Raw genomic sequence first — 18358 nt, forward strand, 5'->3', positions numbered from 1 at the left:
GCAGGGATGAGTCTTTACAAAATATTTTAGTTATACCTAAAATACTTCTACCGGACAAAGCATACCTCCGCTTAGGGTTCTACCCGATGTAATCTCAAGGCCCTCAAGGAAAAAACCGGGTCCGATTACCTGTGAGCAATCGGTCGCAAGCATGGCAATATTCTGCCCGTTTATGAATATCTCAATATCAGAACCAAAACGTCCCTCAGAGTCAGTACCGTTAATGGTGAACTCTCCTCCCTGAGATATGGTGGCTTCAAAAATCGTTTCGTCATCACCGGTGGCAATGCGTACGTCGGCTTCTGCTACCTCTCCAATGTATCTGAAGGAAAGGCTGACAATATCACTGTCGCAGTCAACACATCCTTCCATAGCTTCTGTTTCCAGCGAAATATTATCGATCGCTCCGGAATTGTTCATTGCAATCTCCATAAAAGCCACATTAGGTGTACTCTCCAGATCTACATTTAATTTGGAGTTGTTCCCGTTAAAGGGAAGTTCTTTACTCAGCAATACATTTCCGTCAATATCCCTTAAAGTAACCACCGTAGGTTCTGTACAATCTTCAAGATCCAGGATATCGAAGGAATGCAGGGTGAGGTTGGGGGTGGCGCTAAAATCAAAAATAAAGGATGAACCTATTACAAAAGCATCATCCGGATCACTGGAATCCAGGTCTTCCGAAAGGATAAGCACATTCCCGAGGGCAGTGTCGTTACTTTCGGTTCCTCCATCACCTCTTCCGGGGCCTCCGAAGGCCTCATTGGGCGTACCCAGGTCAAAATCATCACCTGTCGGATTGGAAGAATCAAACACCATAGCAGTATTGTTTTCTCCCAGATCGGGGTTATTCCCAAAAGCATTGGCATTCTGAAAGGGCGAAGGAAGCTCAATAACAGAGACAATATCTCCGGCATTGAAGTTCTCAAAATCAATAATAGCCGTGTGGATCACAGGAAATTCCTGTTGCAGGTCATAGCGGAATGACAATCCCGAACCCTTATCCGTATTAGCAGCTAATTCTGATGAAATCGTGTCTGGCTCGCATGAAAATAAAGCAAGTAGCGAAACCATAAGAAGTAGGGGCATTCTTTTCATGGCATATTGGTTTTAATGATTTGGCCCTATAAAGTTACGAAATTATCCCCAAAGTGCAATTTCAGGGCTTAAAACGACCTGAATATCAAATTCTTAAGCAATATTTGCTCGGGCTTTAGGAATTGGGTTTTCAACTGTATATTTGGGGTATTCAATATAGCTTTTATGCAATCTGTTCTTATTATCGGTTATGTATGGCCCGAACCGTCCTCTTCTGCAGCCGGCAGCAGGATGATGCAACTCATCCGGCTGTTTTTAGACATGGGATACAAGTTAACTTTTGCCACTCCCGCCCAGCCCGGAGAATTCAGGGCAGACCTCTCTGTTCTTGAGGTAGAGGAAGTGGAAATTCAGGTAAATGACAGTAGTTTTGACTCTTTTATAAAGGAGCTTAACCCCTCTATTGTACTATTCGATCGTTTTATGATGGAAGAGCAATTCGGTTGGAGGGTAGCAGAGCACTGTCCGCAGGCTATAAGGATCCTGGATACGGAAGATCTGCATTCCCTAAGAGCTGCAAGGTTCACTGCATACAAGGAAAAAAGAGAACTTAATGAAAAGGATCTTGCTTCCGGATTGGCCAAACGGGAAATAGCCAGTATTCTGAGAAGTGACCTTTCCCTGATCATTTCCCGGATAGAATACGATTTATTGGAGGAACACTACAAAATAGATACCTCCCTGCTGTGCTATCTTCCTTTTTTAATAGAACCGGTCCCGGAAGTTAAGTTTGGTAGTTTTCCTGAGTTCGAAGAGCGCAAACATTTTATCAGTATAGGTAATTTTATGCATGAGCCTAACTGGAATGCGGTCCTTTACCTGAAGGAAGAAATATGGAAACTCATCCGAGAGCAATTACCGGAGGCAGAGTTACATATTTACGGAGCTTATACCCCGCCAAAAGCATATCAGCTTCACAAGCCGGAAGAAGGCTTTTTTATTAAAGGAAGAGCAGCAAGTGTAGAAGAAGTCATGAAGAAGGCAAAAGTATGCCTGGCACCTCTTCGTTTTGGGGCCGGACTTAAAGGAAAGTTGATCGATGCGATGAAGCACGGAACCCCTAATGTTACCACATCCGTAGGAGTGGAGGGAATGAATGATAACTCAGACTGGTCCGGGAGCATTGCAGATGATCCCCGGGACTTTGCCAAAGAAGCGATAAAACTTTATACCGATAAGACCAGTTGGGAAAAAGCACAGCAGAAAGGGAGTTCCATCCTCAAAAGGAATTACGATCCGCAGAAATTCGCTCCTGTTTTTACGAATAAACTGAAACAGCTTGAAGAAGGACTGGAAAGCCATCGCCTTAAAAACTTTACGGGAAGCATGCTGATGCATCATCACAGTTTTGGCACTAAATACATGGCAAAATGGATAGAAGCAAAAAACAGGAATAAGGACTAAGCTGATATTTATCATATTTATTCCGGAGTGCACTTTATACTTTTGAATGAAAATTGAAAAAGATATGTGCCATACGATGATCCGGAAATACAATGTGGCGGGACCCAGATATACGAGTTACCCGACGGTCCCCTATTGGGACAATGCTGCGTTCTCTCTTAAAAAATGGAAGGAAAACCTGAAAAGAAGTTTTGAAGAGAGTAATGAAAAAGAAGGGATCAGCCTGTATATACACCTTCCTTTTTGCGAGAGTATGTGTACTTTTTGCGGGTGTAATAAACGGATCACCAAGCGCCATGATGTAGAAGATCCCTATATAACTTCTGTCATTAAGGAATGGCTGATGTATTGCGATCTTTTCGGTCGGCGCCCTCTTATCAGAGAGTTGCATCTCGGAGGAGGTACACCCACTTTTTTCAGTCCGGAGAATCTCGAAAAACTTATCCGGGGGATCCTCAGAAAATCCAATGTAGCCCCGGATGCGGAATTCAGTTTTGAAGGACACCCCAACAATACTACAAAAGAGCATTTAAAAGCCCTGTATAACCTTGGATTCAGAAGAGTAAGCTATGGAGTACAGGACTACGATAAAAAGGTACAGACCGCTATTAACAGGGTACAGCCTTTTGAAAATGTAAAAAGAGCTACCGAAGAAGCACGCGAAATAGGCTATACTTCGATAGGCCATGATATTATTTTCGGACTTCCTTTCCAGACAGAAGAAGCGGTAACAGATACCATCCTCAAAACAAAGGAACTGATGCCGGACCGATTGGCGTTCTACAGTTATGCCCATGTGCCCTGGATTAAAGGTAACGGACAACGGGGCTTTAAGGACGAAGACCTTCCCGGACCGGAACAAAAGAGAAATCAATATGAGAACGGAAAAAAACTATTGGCAGAGGTAGGTTATGCCGAGATCGGGATGGATCATTTTGCTCTGAAAACCGATTCTCTCCACAAAGCAATGACAAACGGAACCCTGCACCGTAATTTTATGGGTTATACTACTTCCGGGAGCCAGTTAATGATAGGACTGGGAGTTTCTTCAATCGGGGACAGCTGGTATGCTTTCGGGCAGAATGTAAAAAGCCTGGAAGAGTATCATCACCTGGTAAAGAACAACATTTTTCCTATTTACCGCGGACATGTCCTTAGTGAAGAGGATTGTATCATCAGAAAACATATTCTCAACCTTATGTGCCGTTTCAGGACTTCCTGGAGTGAAGACGAATTGTATTTCCCTCAGATAAAAGATATCCTTGTAAAGCTGCAGGAAATGGAAACGGACGGCCTGATAGAGATCGATACCAATGAAATACGCATAAGCGAAAAGGGAAGACCTTTTGTTCGGAATGTTTGTATGGCTTTCGATATGCTTCTGCAAAGAAACAAACCCGAGACACAGTTGTTTTCTATGACGGTTTGAGAGTTAAGGACAAAAAGAGAGTTTAGGCTCTCTTTTTAATTTGACTTTATCGCATCTACGATCTGATCTTTAGGTAATACTCCCGACTGTCTCCACAGCTGTTGCTTATTCTTAAAAAGGATCATGGTAGGCACTCCTCTTACCTGGAATTGTGCGGCCAGAGGCTGATTTTTATCTACATCTATCTTTACGATCTTCACAGCTTCTCCCAATTCTTTCTTTACATCTTTAAGGATAGGAGCCAACATTTTACAAGGTCCGCACCAATCTGCAAAGAAATCGACAAGAACGGGAACTTCAGAATCTATAATATCACTAAAACTGGCTTTCATTTCTGCTTTTTTAAGGTTTTGTATATTATTGAGTCGGATAAGAAAGGAATTAATGACATTCCATTGTAGAGGAAACCATTTCGGTAACAGGTTTGGGAGAAACATAGGGAATCCCAAGCCCCATTCCGCGAAGAATAAAAAGAAGGCCGATGATTACTACAAATACCGGAACAGCTTTGCGTATACGTTGCTTTACTGTTGAGGTCAGGAAATTACCGAGATATACGGCCGTTGTCATTAATGGGATGGTCCCCAGGCCGAAAAAGAGCATATAAAGGCTTCCTTCCAGGGCAGTACCAAAGGAAATTGCTCCGAAAACTGCCATATAAACCAAACCACAAGGTAAAAAACCGTTAAGGAAACCAATGGTAAGGAGTACATCCGGGCTCTTTTTTTTCAGTTCTTTCCCAAGAGCGCTTTTTACTTTGGAAATTAGCTTGTACAGTGGTCTGGAAATACTGTATTTACCAAAAGAATTATAAGGAAGAATTACAGCCAGGATCATAAGAGCTCCCACAAAGATCGATAGCTGCTGCTGCATTCCAAAAAGGTTAAAACTCTTTCCCAACAGGCCGAAAATAAGCCCCATGATACCATAGGCCAACAGACGACCCAGATGGTAAAGAGTGATCTGAGCAAATTTTTTCAGGCTGTTACTACGGTCTACGGGCAGCATAAACGCTATGGGGCCACACATGCCCACACAGTGAAAACTTCCTAATAGTCCCAGTATAAAAGCCGAATATATCATCAGTAAGTGATCTGATCTTTAAATAAATATGATTTTCCCTCGTATTGCCAGTCAACGGTAATGTTCCAGCGGCCACCCAACAAACGCTTATCAGGTATGAGCAAATATGTGTCGGATATCACTATTGGTAAGTTGAAATCCAACCGTTTATCAGATGGCCTGTATAGGAACACTTTTCCTTCTATTTTGCCGGGGTCCAGAGAAGCAGGGAATTTCAGTAACCAACCTTCAGCCGTTTTTTCGCCCGAAATATTTTCTTCCAGATGAACGGCATTCTGCTCCGCATCGATCTCTTTCTGAAAGCCCAGTTCCTTTTTGTAATACTCTTCAGATACCAGATCGTGATTGTATTGCTTATTGGTACTCATCGTAATTACGAAATACATGATAAAGCCTATAAAAGCTGCAAAAACCAATACTATTCCTGTTCCCCAATTAATTTTCATGATCTTTATTTTTTTTGCAATTCCTCCTTCGCTTTCGCTCTGGAGTACCGGGCTTTCGGTAGTCGCTTTTTGTTAAAAGAGCTCCGACAATACCTCAATCCCTATTGCGGGTTTAAATTATTTGGTAATATTAAAAGATCGTTTTACAATGACCTTTTACTTAAACCAGTATCTACATTCTTTGACAACCCTTAAAGCTAAGCGCTAATATTTGCAAGCTTGTCATTAACGCTTAGCCATCAGGTTATCAACTAACATCTAAAAACATTCTATTAAGAACTTTCTTTATCTTTTAATAAATCCTCCCACTACTCATCCCTCATCCCGATAGCAATCGGGGCTAAATTCCAAACTCCAAATTCCATCTCTTGACGAGCCTGTATCGAGCGTAGTCGAGATGCTCGAGATGACACTCCTCTCACTACTTATATCTCACTACTCTATACTAAGTACTCAGTACTTATTTATAACTCCTCGGTCCTAAAAAGGCAGTAGTAGTGGTCTCTATAAGTTTCTCTCCGCTGTAGATCCCGATTTTCAACCGCACTTTATCATCTTTCAGGGCCGAACTGTTAATCTCTATAAACAAGGTCCCTTCAGCAAGCTCCCTTTCGGGTATATTGAGTGTTTTATGAGAAACTACTTCTATTTGTCCCTTATGGGACATCAGCTTAAACTGTACATCTTCAATGGCGTTATTGGTCTTATTTACCAGTTTATAGGTATACACATTGCTGATGATATTCCCTTCCTTATGTTCGTACAACTGTCCGGGTAGCCTGAGGATATTGGCTTCCACATCATTTCTTAGGAATAACATACCTATAAAGACCGCTGTCAGGATCCCTAATACCACCGTATAACCTTTTAAACGGGCTGAGAACTGGAACTTCGCCTTTTTCTGAATATTATCTTCACTTGCATAGCGTATAAGTCCCTTGGGCAGGTTTACGCTTTCCATCATATGGTCGCAGGCATCGATACATGCGGTACAGTTCACACATTCCAGCTGAGTTCCGTTCCTGATATCTATTCCGGTAGGGCAGACATGCACACACTGAAAACAGTCTATACAATCTCCTTTTCCGCTGGCAACCCTGTCTTCATTCTTTTTAAACTTGGCGCGTCCCTTTTCTTTTTCACCTCTTTTGTGGTCATAGGCTACTACAATCGATTTATTATCGAGTAATACCCCCTGAAGACGTCCGTAAGGACAGGCTATAACACATACCTGTTCTCTGAACCAGGCAAAAATAAAGTAGAATACTGCCGTAAAGATCAGCAGGGAGACCAGGGTGGTCATGTGCATTGCCGGGCCATCCGTAATATATCTTATCAACCGGTCACTTCCGATGAGGTAAGCCAGGAAAATATTGGCTATCAGAAAGGAAATGATGGCGAAAATGGTCCATTTAAGAGCCCTTTTCCTTATTTTTTCTGCATTCCAGGCCTGTTTGTTCAGGCGTATCTGCTTCCCCCGGTCTCCGTCAATCCAGTATTCGATCCGCCGGAAAACCATTTCCATAAAAATGGTCTGAGGACATATCCACCCGCAGAAAATGCGGCCAAAAGCAACAGTAAAGAAGGTAACAAATACAACGCCTATGATCATCATGATCACAAACAGATGAAAATCCTGTGGCCAGAAGGGAAAACCAAAAATATTAAACCGGCGTTCCAGAACATTGAACATCAGGAACTGATTGCCATCTATCTTGATAAAGGGCGCGGAAAACAAAAAGGCCAATAGTACATAACTTACCAGTTTTCTGTACTCGTAATAGGATCCCTTTGGTTTTTTAGGAAAGATCCAGGCTCTTTTCCCCTCTTCGGTGATGGTGCCTATAGAATCTCTGAATTTTTCGTTTTCCGGTGCTTGCACGGTTTTTTTAATTAATGATCACTATTATGGAGCTGATCAGGTTTTCTATTGTTTTGTTTCAGTATCCGGCTCTGTCCAGATATCTCCTTCCGGAGCCTTGGGCTCTGCAGGGGTTGTTCCCTGGAGTGTAAGGATATAACTGGCTACCTGTGCCATTTCAACGGGCTTGAGGTCCTGTTTCCATGAGATCATCCCTTTTCCATCCCTACCTCCTTCAGAAATAGTTCGGAATACATTTTTTATTCCTCCGCCCAGGATCCAGTATTCATCGGTCAGGTTAGGTCCTATACCACCTCCGCCATCGGCTTTATGACAAGCAACACAGTTGTCCATAAAAACAGTCTTTCCCGCTTGCAGGTCGGAAGCATCGGTCAGAAGGGTTACCGTATTTACATCTACAAGATCTTTAGCAGTACGTTTGTATTCTTCAATGGCAGCACGAGCCTCCGCTACTTCAATTTCATATTCCTCTGCCTGATTTACCCCGTCAAAAATATGGTAACGGGCCATGTAGATCACTGCAAAAATGATGGTGGCATAGAAGCCGTATAACCACCAGGGCGGAAGGTCATTGTCCAGCTCCTTGATCCCGTCGTAATTATGATCGAGAATAATTTCGTGTTCTTCGGAAAGAGGCTTACTCCCCAGCATTTTCTTATAAAAACGCTTTAAGCCTCCAAACTGATTGGCTTTGCGTTCTGCTTCAGCCTCCATGTACTTTTCTTTGGCTTCGGCCTTAAGTGTCCTGACAAGGATACTTCTCAGGGCTTCCACACATATCTCGGTCGCCATAGAAAATAACAACACAATTCCGAGTATGGCCCAGATTACGGGATACTTTTCAATGGCCATCTGATCGCCTGAATCGATGGTAAGCTCCATCAGCAGGAAGGAAAAGATCAGATATCCGATTATTCTTAAATAGGATGCTGTTGTTCTCATAATGGCAGTTCGTTTTCGTTATTAGTATCTAAAGGTATTTGGCTTACTTCCTCTATATGCTCTTTTTTAGCGGTAAATACCCACCAGAACAGAGCGACAAAAAAGATAAAAAAGATCAGCAGTGAGATCATGGGATAGACCTCTATCCCGGTGATCGACTCCATATGGTTTTTTACGAATTTCAACATGACTATTAGTTTTTATTGGAGGTTAATTCGTTGGCATCTTTTATCTTGATATCAGTTCCCAATCGCTGCAGATAGGCAATCAACGCAACAATTTCCCTGTCTCTCATCTCAACAAACTCTTCTCCGTTTTCCTGAGCGTATTTTTTATCTGCTTCATAGGTTTTAGCAAAATCCGGATCAGAATAAAGGTTCTTTTCTATTTGTGTTCCCTGTTCGGTCATCCATTCCTGAGCCCTGGCAATATCTTCATCCGTATAAGGAACCCCCAGTTTTACCATGGTTCTCATCTTGGCTTCCGTATCCGATTTGTCCAGCTCGTCCTTAATAAGCCATTTATAGGCAGGCATGATAGAACCGGCAGAAGTACTCTGAGGATCGTACATATGGTTCAGGTGCCAGTTATCGGAGTATTTTCCACCGATCCTCATCAGATCGGGCCCGGTACGTTTACTTCCCCAGAGGAACGGGTGATCGTAAACATACTCTCCTGCTTTGGAATACTCACCATAGCGCTCCACCTCACTTCTGAACGGACGTATCATCTGAGAGTGACAGGATACACAACTTTCTCTGATGTATATGTCCCTTCCTTCAAGCTCCAGTGGAGTATAGGGTTTTACACTGGTAATTGTCGGGATATTTGATTTGACCATAATGGTCGGAACGATCTGTACAACTCCCCCGATAAGGATAGCAATGGTAGCGAAGATGGTAAGTTTTACCGGCCTTCTCTCCAACCAGGTGTGGTATCCTTCTCCGGCAGTCCTTCTTTTGGTCACTTTTTGCAGTGCAGCAGCTTCAGCCAACTCATCGGTTACCTTGCTTCCGGATTTTATGGTCTTAACCATGTTGTACACCATGATAAACATACCAATGATAAACATAGTTCCTCCTATGGCACGCATCCAGTACATCGGGATGATCTGATTTACAGTTTCCAGGAAGTTCCCGTAAGTAAGTGTTCCGTCAGGGTTAAACTGCTTCCACATAGAAGCCTGAACAAAACCGGCTACATACATCGGAAGTGCATAGAGAATGATCCCCAGGGTACCTATCCAGAAGTGCGTATTTGCAAGTTTGGTAGACCATAGTTTGGTCTTAAATAAACGAGGTACCAGCCAGTATGCCATTCCGAAGGTCAGGAAGCCGTTCCATGCAAGGGCACCTACGTGAACGTGGGCAATAACCCAGTCGCTAAAGTGAGCGATCGCATTTACATTTTTAAGGGAAAGCATAGGACCTTCGAAGGTAGCCATCCCGTATCCGGTGATCGCAACCACCATAAATTTTAAAACAGGACTGGTTCTAACCTTGTCCCAGGCTCCTCTTAACGTTAGAAGTCCGTTAATCATTCCTCCCCATGAAGGAGCGATCAGCATTACCGAAAAAGCAACCCCCAGATTCTGTGCCCAATCGGGTAAAGCAGAATATAACAGGTGGTGAGGCCCAGCCCAGATATATATAAATATTAATGACCAAAAGTGTACAATAGACAGTCTATATGAATAAATAGGCCTGTTTGCCGCTTTGGGGACAAAGTAGTACATCAGCCCCAGAAACGGAGTGGTCAGGAAGAATGCTACCGCATTATGCCCGTACCACCATTGTACCAATGCGTCCTGCACCCCGGCATATACCGAATAACTCTTAAGAGCACTTACCGGAAGCTCCAGGCTGTTAAAAATATGGAGTACGGCAACGGTAACGAAGGTAGCGAGGTAGAACCAGATGGCAACGTATAAATGACGCTGTCTTCTTTTAAGGATAGTACCGATAAGGTTCCATCCGAAAGCTACCCAAACCAGAGCAATGGCTATATCGAATGGCCATTCCAGTTCTGCGTATTCTTTGGAAGTAGTATAACCTAAAGGAAGTGTGATAGCGGCACCTACAATAATAAGCTGCCATCCCCAGAAGTTAATATTACTGAGGAGATCACTGAACATCCTTGCTTTGAGCAAGCGCTGGGTGGAGTAATAAACCCCTGCAAAAATTGCGTTCCCCACAAAGGCAAAGATCACCGCATTAGTGTGCAATGGCCGTAAACGACCAAAACTCAGCCACGAAATACCGTCGGTGAGGTTCGGAAAGAGGAACATAAATGCCAGGAGCAACCCGACACTCATTCCTATTATGCCCCAGAACATAGTGGCATAGATAAACTTTTTTACGATCTTATTATCGTAATAAAACTGTTGTACTTCCATAATTATGATTGTTTTTCTTGACTAGCTTTAATAGTTTTATTTTCCTTATCCTTGACCAGTTCATCCTCGAACAGCATACGCACCGATGGCGTATATGCATCATCATATTGCCCGCTCCTTACCGAAAAAATAAAGGCGGCAAAAAAAATGATGGCGACAATGACGCTAATGGTTAATAATACATAGATTACACTCATACCTCTCTGTAATACGGGTCAAAAGTACCCTTGGTTATTTTCTTAAAAAATGACATTTATCAGCTTTTGTGTTATTTCATTTTCCTGCAGATCATATTGGTTGCCAGGGTGGTAAATACCACAATGCTGATGGAGCTCAAAGGCATTAAAATGGCCGCAATAACCGGTTGTAATTGTCCGGTTACGGCAAAGTATAGCCCTGTTATATTATAGATCAGGGAAAGGAGAAAACTCCACTTGATGATCCCGATCGCCTTTTTCGACGCTTTTATATAGTCCGGAAGGAACCTGAATTTGGAAGCATCCAGAATGGCATCGCAGGCAGGAGAAAAAACATTGACATCTTCTGAAATAGCCACCCCCACATCGCTCTGGGCAAGGGCCCCGGCATCGTTAAGGCCGTCTCCTATCATCATTACAGTTTTATCCTGCTGCTGGAGCGATTTTATATCTTCCAGTTTTCCGTCCGGCTTCCGGTTAAAGTGAAAGGAAGTATTAACCGGCAGCATCTGCTGCAGATATGCTTTCTCTCCTTCATTATCTCCGGACAGAATAGCCAGTTCGTATTCCCGGTCCAGGGAGTTGAACAATTCAGGTAACCCTTGTCTGTATTCGTTGTGAAAAATAAACTGCCCTTTATAATGATCGTCTGCACTGATATGTACAGCGGTATTATCTGATCCGGAATTGCTGCTCTGCTCTACAAATGCAGCCGAGCCGACTTTTATCTTATGACTGCCGGCGTGGGCCTCAAGGCCTTTTCCGACATATTCCTTATAATCGTCCAGGGTACGGATATCGTACTCTGCAAGAAGCTCGTAAAGCTGTCTGCTCAAAGGGTGATTGGATGCCCTGAGGGTACTTTTCAGCAATACGGCCTCTTCTTCAGACAGCGGATTCCCCTCGTAAAGGATATTTGCTGTATTGTTGGTAGTGATCGTTCCTGTTTTATCGAAAATGATCGTATCTACTTTTGCCAGCTGTTCGATAACGGAGGCATTCTTTAAATAAAATTTCTTTTTCCCGAGTATCCGCAGAAGGTTACCCAGTGTAAAGGGCGATGCCAGTGCAATGGCACAGGGGCAGGCAATAATAAGTACGGCTGTAAAGACATTGAGAACCTTGGAAGGATCTGCAAACATCCAGTAGAGGCTGGCTATGGCGGCAATAGCCAATACTGCTATGGTAAAACGCTTGCTGATGCTGTCTGTTAAGGTCTGGAAACGGGAAGTTTTATCTTTGCTGAATACATCATTGCTCCACAATTGGGTAAGATAACTCTGTTCTACAGATTTCAGCGCCTCCATCTCAATAACTCCCGAAAGTTGCTTCCCGCCGGCAAAAAGTTTTTCACCCGAGCTTTTTTGCACGGGATTGGATTCTCCTGTAACAAAACTGTAATCTACGAGTGCATTGCCGTTTATCAGGATCCCGTCTACAGGGATCAATTCTTCATTCCTGATAAGCAGGCGATCTCCCTGTTTAATATCGTATACCTGTATGCTTTCTTCTTTCTTGTCCGGATCGATCTTGGTAATGGCTATAGGGAAGTAGGAGCGATAATCTCTTTCAAAAGATAGAAAAGCATAGGTTTTCTGCTGAAAGAACCTGCCCAGAAGCAGGAAGAATATCAATCCGGTCAGGCTGTCAAAAAAACCACTTCCCAGATCGAAGATGATCTCTGCCGTACTGCGGATAAAGAGAACGGATATTCCCAGGGCGATAGGCACATCAATATTCAACAGGCCGGAACGCAATCCTTTGTAGGCGGATATAAAATAATCTTTTCCCGAATAAAAAACTGTAGGGACCGAAAAGGCAAACATCAACCATCGGAAGAGATGCTTGTATTGCTCCAGCCAGTATTCGTTTACTTCAAAATATTCCGGAAAGGAAAGGAACATCACATTCCCGAAGGCAAAACCTGCCACTCCCAGTTTATAAATGATATCCCTGCTGATCTTTTTACTGCCCGTACTGTAATCTTCCAGGGAAATATACGGCTCATATCCAATGCCGCTAAGTTGTAATACGAGTTCTTTAAGGGAGATCCGGTCCGAAGAAAAACTGATACGGACGGTCTTCTTACCGAAATTTACCTGAGAACTAATGGCAGCAGGATTGAGCTTGTTGAGGTTTTCCAGTACCCAGATACAGGAACTGCAATGAATATGGGGGATATACAAGTTGATGATCTGTGTTTTTCCATCATCAAATTCCAGTAATTTTTCTGTAATGGATGTATTATCGAGGAAATCGTATTTCCCTTCCACCTCCCTGGGAATGGCCCCGGGAGATTGCTGCAGATCGTAATAGCAGCTGAGATCATTTGACGAAAAGATCTCAAAAACAGCCTTACAACCGTTACAACAAAAGGTCTTCTCATCAAAACGGATCGTAGTAGACCCGCATTCGTCCCCACAATGATAACATGTAGACTTCATTTTTTATTTGCTCATAATACCGATGGCAAAGGTTGAAAATGAAGGAGTTAAAAAATATGATAAATGTCAGTTTTCATAATGTTACTTAATTGTATCTTTGTAGCATGAGCAGATGTGAAAATTGCATTATCAGACAGTTTAATTCCCTTAGGGCAATGAATAAAGAGGAATTAAAACGGGTATCTGATAGTAAGGTCACAAAAACCGTTAAGAAAGGCGAACCTATTTTTGAGGAAGGGGAAAAACTCAATGGGGTCTATTGTGTTCGTAACGGGATCTCCAAACTTTCCAAGTTAAGTCCTAACGGAAAAGATCAGATCGTTAAATTGGCTACCAGGGGAGAGATCCTCGGACAACGCTCTGTTGTGGTGGAAGAAAGTACCAATTTAAGTGCGGTGGCCGTAGACGACATGGAACTCTGCTTTATTCCCAAAGAATGTATTACCGATACGATCAGTAAGAATCCGAACTTCACCAAGGAAATGTTACGACATATGGCCCATGAGCTTAAAGAGGCCGATGATGTGATCGTTAATATGTCTCAGAAGAATGTAAAACAAAGAATGGCTGAGGCTTTCCTTTATCTGAAGAATAATTTCGGAGAGGATGAAGAAGGTTTCCTCAGGTTAACACTTTCCCGTGAAGATCTTTCCAATGTGGTGGGAACAGCTACGGAGTCTTGTATACGTATCATCTCTGAATTCAAAAAGAAAGGCTTGCTGGAATCTTCAGGTAAAAAAATTAAAATAGCTGATTTTAAGGGGCTTCAACGACTTTCCGAAAGCCTGTAATTCCAAAACCTGACATTTGTCATAGTTTATTTTCAGATCCATAGCTAGTTTTGAACTATGATTAAAAATGGGTTCCTGAGGTGAACCACAATGGAGTACATATCAAATCGATATACCTAAGTGGCTAATTGTATCAGACCTGAAAAAAAAATAAGCAGATGAAAAACGTTTTATTACCAACTGATTTCTCGAACAATGCCTGGAATGCTGTAGAATATGCTGTTCAGTTGCTAAAAAATGAAAACTGTCACTTTTTTCTGTTAAATGCTTATACACCTGCTATCGTCCACAGCAGGTTTTTTGCTGCTAATGCAGCCGATTTATCCATGGCAGATGCAGCCAGGAATACCTCAGAAAAAGGACTGCAAACAATTAAAAAGAAGATCCTCGAACAATACCCCAATAAAAAGCACCGCATTAGCACTTTGTCTTCCTTTAGTATGTTAACCGATGCCGTAAAGGAAGCCGTTGTACAGGAGGATATAGAAATGGTGGTCATGGGAACTAAAGGAGCGAGTGGGATCAAGGAAATTTTTATGGGAAGCAATACGGTTAATGTTATAAAGACCATAAAAGAATGCCCTGTTCTGGTTATTCCGGAGCATTTCAGTTACTGTATTCCGGATGAAATTGCCTTTGCAACCGATTTCACCCATTTTTACAGTGCTTCAGAATTAAAACCGCTTATCAATCTGGTAAAGACCTTTAATGCAACACTGAGAATAGTACATATACAGAAAGAATTGAAACAACTGAACGATGTACAGAAGTTTAATTTTAATACGCTCAGAAAGTATCTTAAGGAAGTGGAGTTCTATGTACATACCATTACAGAATTAAATTCGGTGTCCAAATCTTTGGAGCATTTTTCAGAAGAACTGCACATCTACCTTCTTGCCATGTTAAATTACCAGCACAGTTTTATTGAAAAAATGACCAGGGAACCCATTGTCAAAAGAGTGGCGTTTCATACACAGGTTCCGCTGCTAATTATTCCGGAGTTATCCGTCATTTCAGAAAAGACCCTGGGTCATAATGCAATGGAAAACGCTGAATAAAAAAAGCCGGAAAGAATCCGGCCTTTTCTCCCTTCAAAAAGGAATTAAGAAACTAAAAAATAAAAAAATTGCTACCTGATCTTGTTCTTAGCAAGGAATTTTAAGATCCTGGAAGCAATATCATCGCCTTTTTCCTCCAGTGCAAAATGCCCCGTATCCAATAAGTGAAAATCTATGTTTTTCAGATCTCGCTTGTAAGGGTGTGCTCCGTCAGCAGGGAAAATGTGATCGTTCTTTCCCCATACAATTAGGGTAGGAGGTTGATATTTTCTGAAATATTCCTGCCATTCCGGATATAGAGGAACATTGGTCCTGTAATCGTAGAACAGTGCCAGCTGAATTTCATTGTTTTGCGGTCTGCGTAGGTGCTGCAAGTCCACATTCCAGTTATCGGGGCTAATGGTAGATACATCTTTTACTCCATGCGTATACTGCCATTTTAAACCGTCGAGTGAGTGGAATGCTTCCAGGGGTTTCCCGTTTTCTACCTTGTAATCCTTCCAGTATTTTCGCAGGGGATCCCAGAATTCTTTTAAACCTTCTGTATAGGCATTTCCATTCTGAACGATAAGCGATTGTACTCTTTCCGGATATTTGGCAGCAATCCTGTAACCGATAGGAGCTCCGTAATCCATCAGATAAATACTGTATTTCTCGATATTAAGTTTGTCGAGGAAGTTTTCTACCACGTGGGCCAGGTTATCAAAACTATACTCAAAATCCGCCATATCGGGCTGGGAGCTTCTTCCGAATCCTGGATAGTCCGGAGCTATCACATGATAATCCTCAGCCAGTTGAGGGATGAGGTTCCTGAACATATGAGAGGAGGTAGGGTAGCCGTGTAAAAGAAGGATAGTAGGCTTTTGAGAAGAACCTGCTTCCCGGTAAAAAATTTCAAGTCCGTTTACATCTACCGTTTTAAAGCGCGTCTGACTGTCTGTCTCTGTAACAACAGTACTGGTTTTGTTGTTTTCCGTATTTCCGCTAAAGGAATAGATCAGAAAACCGATTAATACTAAAGCTGTTAGGCCGAATACTCTTTTTAAATTTTTCATTGTCGTCATTTTTATGAATTATTAATAGATTAAATTTTATTTACCGAACGTTTGGTAAAATATTAAGATCAAAAAAAACTATGAGAGATAGCTTTCTTTTATTTCTTCTATGCTTTGCTTAAATACTTCTTTGTCCTGAAGCCCGTTAGCCACAATCAGTGCACCCTGGATCTTTATTAAGGTGTTTCTGGCTTTAAGGCCGGCTTCCGCTTTATCAAAACCCAGGTCTGTTCCCAGTTTTGTAAAACTACTTGTCCACAGATCGATACTTTGAGCGATCTGTTCTGCAAATAACCGGTATCCTTCACCTACCGACAGAGCCGGAATAATACATGGAAGTCCTCCGTTTTCGTAAAACTCTTTTATATTGTCGAGTACCGACAAGAGTCGCTCGGCGACCTTTCTGTTTTCATCATAGGCGATTTCGCGAAGATTCCTGTCAAAGAAATTATCAATATGTTTCAGAACAGCCTCAGTCATCTCAGTCTTTCCGTTAGGGAACCGATGATACAGGCTTGCCTTCTTAAGGCCCGAAGCCTCCGATAATTCGGCAAGGCTGGCGCCGTCATATCCCCTGGTGCGAATAACGCGGGAAAGTACATTTACTAATTCTATGTCATCTATCTTGCTGGGTCTCATAACAAGGCAAAGATAGTTAAATTTAGTATTTTACCAAACGTTCGGTAATAAATTAACAAAATTTTACCAAAAACCAAAAGATTTGAGGTTCTTAGAATTTTTTGAGATACTCTCTCAGGTCGGTATTTTCGTCCAGAGCCAGTTTTTTCTTGATCCTGTACCTGGAGGTCTGCACCGATCTAGGATCTATATGCAGGATACGGGCAATCTCCTTGGTCTGCATGTGCAATTTGATAAATACACAATGACGCAGTTCGGCTTCCGTAAGTGAAGGATGGAGCTGATAGATCTTATCAAAAAAACCGGTATGGACCGCGCTAAAATGCTTCTTCAGGTTTTCCCAGTCATCATCGTATTCCAGCTGGTATTCCAGCTGAGAACTGATCTTGGAGAGCTTTGCTTTAATAGAAGGGAGGTCGCCTGAGGTCCCTTTTTCCAGATCGAGTTTTAATTCCTTGAGGTATTGCTGGTTGTTCAGGGAATTAAGGGAAAGGCTCATCAATTCCTGATCTTTATTACTGACCTTATTTTTCAGATCCAGAATATCCTGAGCAAGACGTTTTTCGCGTTTCTTCCCGTTTGTACAAACCAGTAGAAAAAGGGACAGGGTAATAATAAGTATGGCACTGATAATGTATGAAGCTATTTTGACCTCTCTTTTTGCCCTTTCGGCCAGATCCAGCCTCAGGTCTCTTTCTTCAATCTCCATTTTGTACTTAACTTCCTTGATCCGGGCACTGAGCTCTATATTTTTAATACTGTGTTCTTTGAGAAGGAGGGGAAGCATCTCCGGACTGTTATTCCCAATAAGTTCCAGGTTAAAAAGACAGTCTGTTGAAGCCCTTTGCGCCTGGTGTACCGAAATACTTAATGTGTTGAGTCCGTAAACAAAATCCTCGGGCAGAAGGATCTTTGTTACAAATACCTTTTCATTCCTGTCGAGTACCAGATGAGATGCTGTGGTGTTGTAATTTATCTCTCCCTCCGGCATATTGTTTCTCCATACTTCCCGTCCGTTAAGGTATACCACGATCCCGTCATCTCTTTGCACTTTTAACTCATAAGCCAGGAACTGGAACGGATTCTCCATGCTAAAGGTCTTTTTAAAGTATTTGCTAACATGTTTATTATCGGGATCTCCGCCGTAACTAATGATTGTTTCGATATGTTCATCCCCATATCCGAAGGGTGATATGCCGGTTTTCCATTTTTCATCTTTAGGAGAGCTCGTAACCCAGTTAATATGCGGAATACTGTCTGTGTCATTATACATCCATTCATCTCCTTCTCCGATGATCTTTTGCTGGCCGTAAATAATAGAAATGTTCCCCTGGAAATAAAAAGCTAAAACAAATAGAATTAAGGTATGTTTTATCATTTGGTATCGTATATAAATATGGCTGCAAAATGCTTGTAATTATTTATATAGAAATTCCATTGAACGAAAAAAAAGCCGAAATAGTAGGTTTGTCGGCAATATGAATACTGTTGTAGT

17 protein-coding genes are annotated in these 18358 nt (G+C 42.1%); 4 read left to right on the top strand and 13 right to left on the bottom strand.

Features of this window, described 5'->3' with window-relative positions:
* Positions 1–36 precede the first annotated feature (36 nt).
* Positions 37–1098 carry a hypothetical protein gene (locus GWK08_RS15395; RefSeq protein ID WP_163608119.1) on the bottom strand — a complete coding sequence of 354 codons (1062 nt, stop codon included), beginning with the start codon at positions 1096–1098 and terminating at the stop codon, positions 37–39.
* A 165-nt stretch (positions 1099–1263) separates the two neighbouring features.
* On the opposite strand from GWK08_RS15395, the gene GWK08_RS15400 reads away from it, so the two are divergent.
* Positions 1264–2502 (top strand): glycosyltransferase family 4 protein, encoded by a 1239-nt coding sequence (locus GWK08_RS15400; RefSeq protein WP_163608120.1) that lies wholly within the window; start codon positions 1264–1266, stop codon positions 2500–2502.
* A 64-nt stretch (positions 2503–2566) separates the two neighbouring features.
* Positions 2567–3931, top strand: a complete 1365-nt coding sequence (gene hemN / locus GWK08_RS15405; protein WP_163608273.1) for an oxygen-independent coproporphyrinogen III oxidase — start codon at positions 2567–2569, stop codon at positions 3929–3931.
* Positions 3932–3966: 35 nt separating this feature from the next.
* On the opposite strand, the gene trxA is transcribed toward hemN, so the two are convergent.
* The 9 genes from trxA to GWK08_RS15450 all read right to left on the bottom strand — a co-directional run bounded on the left by trxA (position 3967) and on the right by GWK08_RS15450 (position 13320).
* Complete coding sequence (gene trxA / locus GWK08_RS15410; protein ID WP_163608121.1) at positions 3967–4263, bottom strand: thioredoxin; 297 nt, start codon at positions 4261–4263, stop codon at positions 3967–3969.
* 49 nt (positions 4264–4312) lie between these two features.
* Positions 4313–5014 (bottom strand): sulfite exporter TauE/SafE family protein, encoded by a 702-nt coding sequence (locus tag GWK08_RS15415; protein ID WP_163608122.1) that lies wholly within the window; start codon positions 5012–5014, stop codon positions 4313–4315.
* Entirely contained in the window at positions 5014–5460 is a 447-nt protein-coding gene (locus tag GWK08_RS15420) for a FixH family protein (protein ID WP_163608123.1), read from the bottom strand. The genes GWK08_RS15415 and GWK08_RS15420 overlap by 1 nt, the downstream gene beginning before the upstream one ends.
* A gap of 460 nt (positions 5461–5920) precedes the next feature.
* The gene (ccoG, locus tag GWK08_RS15425; RefSeq protein ID WP_163608124.1) at positions 5921–7342 is read right to left on the bottom strand and encodes a cytochrome c oxidase accessory protein CcoG; all 1422 of its coding nucleotides are present in this window, start codon (positions 7340–7342) and stop codon (positions 5921–5923) included.
* 45 nt (positions 7343–7387) lie between these two features.
* Entirely contained in the window at positions 7388–8284 is an 897-nt protein-coding gene (locus GWK08_RS15430; protein WP_163608125.1) for a cbb3-type cytochrome c oxidase N-terminal domain-containing protein, read from the bottom strand.
* On the bottom strand, positions 8281–8472 hold the full coding sequence (locus GWK08_RS15435; RefSeq protein ID WP_163608126.1) for a CcoQ/FixQ family Cbb3-type cytochrome c oxidase assembly chaperone: 192 nt from the start codon (positions 8470–8472) through the stop codon (positions 8281–8283). The genes GWK08_RS15430 and GWK08_RS15435 overlap by 4 nt, the downstream gene beginning before the upstream one ends.
* A gap of 5 nt (positions 8473–8477) precedes the next feature.
* Positions 8478–10679 (bottom strand): cytochrome-c oxidase, cbb3-type subunit I, encoded by a 2202-nt coding sequence (gene ccoN / locus GWK08_RS15440; protein ID WP_163608127.1) that lies wholly within the window; start codon positions 10677–10679, stop codon positions 8478–8480.
* A 2-nt stretch (positions 10680–10681) separates the two neighbouring features.
* Positions 10682–10876 (bottom strand): cbb3-type cytochrome oxidase assembly protein CcoS, encoded by a 195-nt coding sequence (ccoS, locus tag GWK08_RS15445; RefSeq protein WP_163608128.1) that lies wholly within the window; start codon positions 10874–10876, stop codon positions 10682–10684.
* A 71-nt stretch (positions 10877–10947) separates the two neighbouring features.
* Positions 10948–13320: a heavy metal translocating P-type ATPase gene (locus GWK08_RS15450; RefSeq protein ID WP_163608129.1), complete on the bottom strand. Its 2373-nt coding sequence runs from the start codon at positions 13318–13320 to the stop codon at positions 10948–10950.
* A 155-nt stretch (positions 13321–13475) separates the two neighbouring features.
* Between GWK08_RS15450 and GWK08_RS15455 the strand changes: the two genes are divergently transcribed.
* Together GWK08_RS15455 and GWK08_RS15460 are read left to right on the top strand one after the other, a co-directional pair.
* The gene (locus GWK08_RS15455; protein WP_163608130.1) at positions 13476–14111 is read left to right on the top strand and encodes a Crp/Fnr family transcriptional regulator; all 636 of its coding nucleotides are present in this window, start codon (positions 13476–13478) and stop codon (positions 14109–14111) included.
* Positions 14112–14269: 158 nt separating this feature from the next.
* On the top strand, positions 14270–15169 hold the full coding sequence (locus tag GWK08_RS15460; protein ID WP_163608131.1) for a universal stress protein: 900 nt from the start codon (positions 14270–14272) through the stop codon (positions 15167–15169).
* A gap of 71 nt (positions 15170–15240) precedes the next feature.
* Here GWK08_RS15460 and GWK08_RS15465 read toward each other — a convergent pair whose 3' ends face one another.
* From GWK08_RS15465 to GWK08_RS15475, 3 genes are all read right to left on the bottom strand, one after another.
* Complete coding sequence (locus GWK08_RS15465; protein ID WP_163608132.1) at positions 15241–16224, bottom strand: alpha/beta fold hydrolase; 984 nt, start codon at positions 16222–16224, stop codon at positions 15241–15243.
* A gap of 78 nt (positions 16225–16302) precedes the next feature.
* Entirely contained in the window at positions 16303–16863 is a 561-nt protein-coding gene (locus tag GWK08_RS15470; protein WP_163608133.1) for a TetR/AcrR family transcriptional regulator, read from the bottom strand.
* A 91-nt stretch (positions 16864–16954) separates the two neighbouring features.
* Positions 16955–18241: a helix-turn-helix transcriptional regulator gene (locus GWK08_RS15475; RefSeq protein WP_163608134.1), complete on the bottom strand. Its 1287-nt coding sequence runs from the start codon at positions 18239–18241 to the stop codon at positions 16955–16957.
* Positions 18242–18358 lie beyond the last annotated feature (117 nt).

Origin of the sequence: Leptobacterium flavescens, from assembly GCF_010671605.1 — a bacterium.
Taxonomy (GTDB): Bacteria; Bacteroidota; Bacteroidia; order Flavobacteriales; family Flavobacteriaceae; genus Leptobacterium; species Leptobacterium flavescens.

Coding starts and splice junctions, on each gene's coding strand:
- GWK08_RS15395 (WP_163608119.1), bottom strand. CDS start 1,098: ATGAAAAGAATGCCCCTACTTCTTATGGTTTCGCTACTTGCTTTATTT.
- GWK08_RS15400 (WP_163608120.1), top strand. CDS start 1,264: ATGCAATCTGTTCTTATTATCGGTTATGTATGGCCCGAACCGTCCTCT.
- hemN (WP_163608273.1), top strand. CDS start 2,567: ATGTGCCATACGATGATCCGGAAATACAATGTGGCGGGACCCAGATAT.
- trxA (WP_163608121.1), bottom strand. CDS start 4,263: ATGAAAGCCAGTTTTAGTGATATTATAGATTCTGAAGTTCCCGTTCTT.
- GWK08_RS15415 (WP_163608122.1), bottom strand. CDS start 5,014: ATGATATATTCGGCTTTTATACTGGGACTATTAGGAAGTTTTCACTGT.
- GWK08_RS15420 (WP_163608123.1), bottom strand. CDS start 5,460: ATGAAAATTAATTGGGGAACAGGAATAGTATTGGTTTTTGCAGCTTTT.
- GWK08_RS15430 (WP_163608125.1), bottom strand. CDS start 8,284: ATGAGAACAACAGCATCCTATTTAAGAATAATCGGATATCTGATCTTT.
- GWK08_RS15435 (WP_163608126.1), bottom strand. CDS start 8,472: ATGTTGAAATTCGTAAAAAACCATATGGAGTCGATCACCGGGATAGAG.
- ccoN (WP_163608127.1), bottom strand. CDS start 10,679: ATGGAAGTACAACAGTTTTATTACGATAATAAGATCGTAAAAAAGTTT.
- ccoS (WP_163608128.1), bottom strand. CDS start 10,876: ATGAGTGTAATCTATGTATTATTAACCATTAGCGTCATTGTCGCCATC.
- GWK08_RS15450 (WP_163608129.1), bottom strand. CDS start 13,320: ATGAAGTCTACATGTTATCATTGTGGGGACGAATGCGGGTCTACTACG.
- GWK08_RS15455 (WP_163608130.1), top strand. CDS start 13,476: ATGAATAAAGAGGAATTAAAACGGGTATCTGATAGTAAGGTCACAAAA.
- GWK08_RS15460 (WP_163608131.1), top strand. CDS start 14,270: ATGAAAAACGTTTTATTACCAACTGATTTCTCGAACAATGCCTGGAAT.
- GWK08_RS15465 (WP_163608132.1), bottom strand. CDS start 16,224: ATGAAAAATTTAAAAAGAGTATTCGGCCTAACAGCTTTAGTATTAATC.
- GWK08_RS15470 (WP_163608133.1), bottom strand. CDS start 16,863: ATGAGACCCAGCAAGATAGATGACATAGAATTAGTAAATGTACTTTCC.
- GWK08_RS15475 (WP_163608134.1), bottom strand. CDS start 18,241: ATGATAAAACATACCTTAATTCTATTTGTTTTAGCTTTTTATTTCCAG.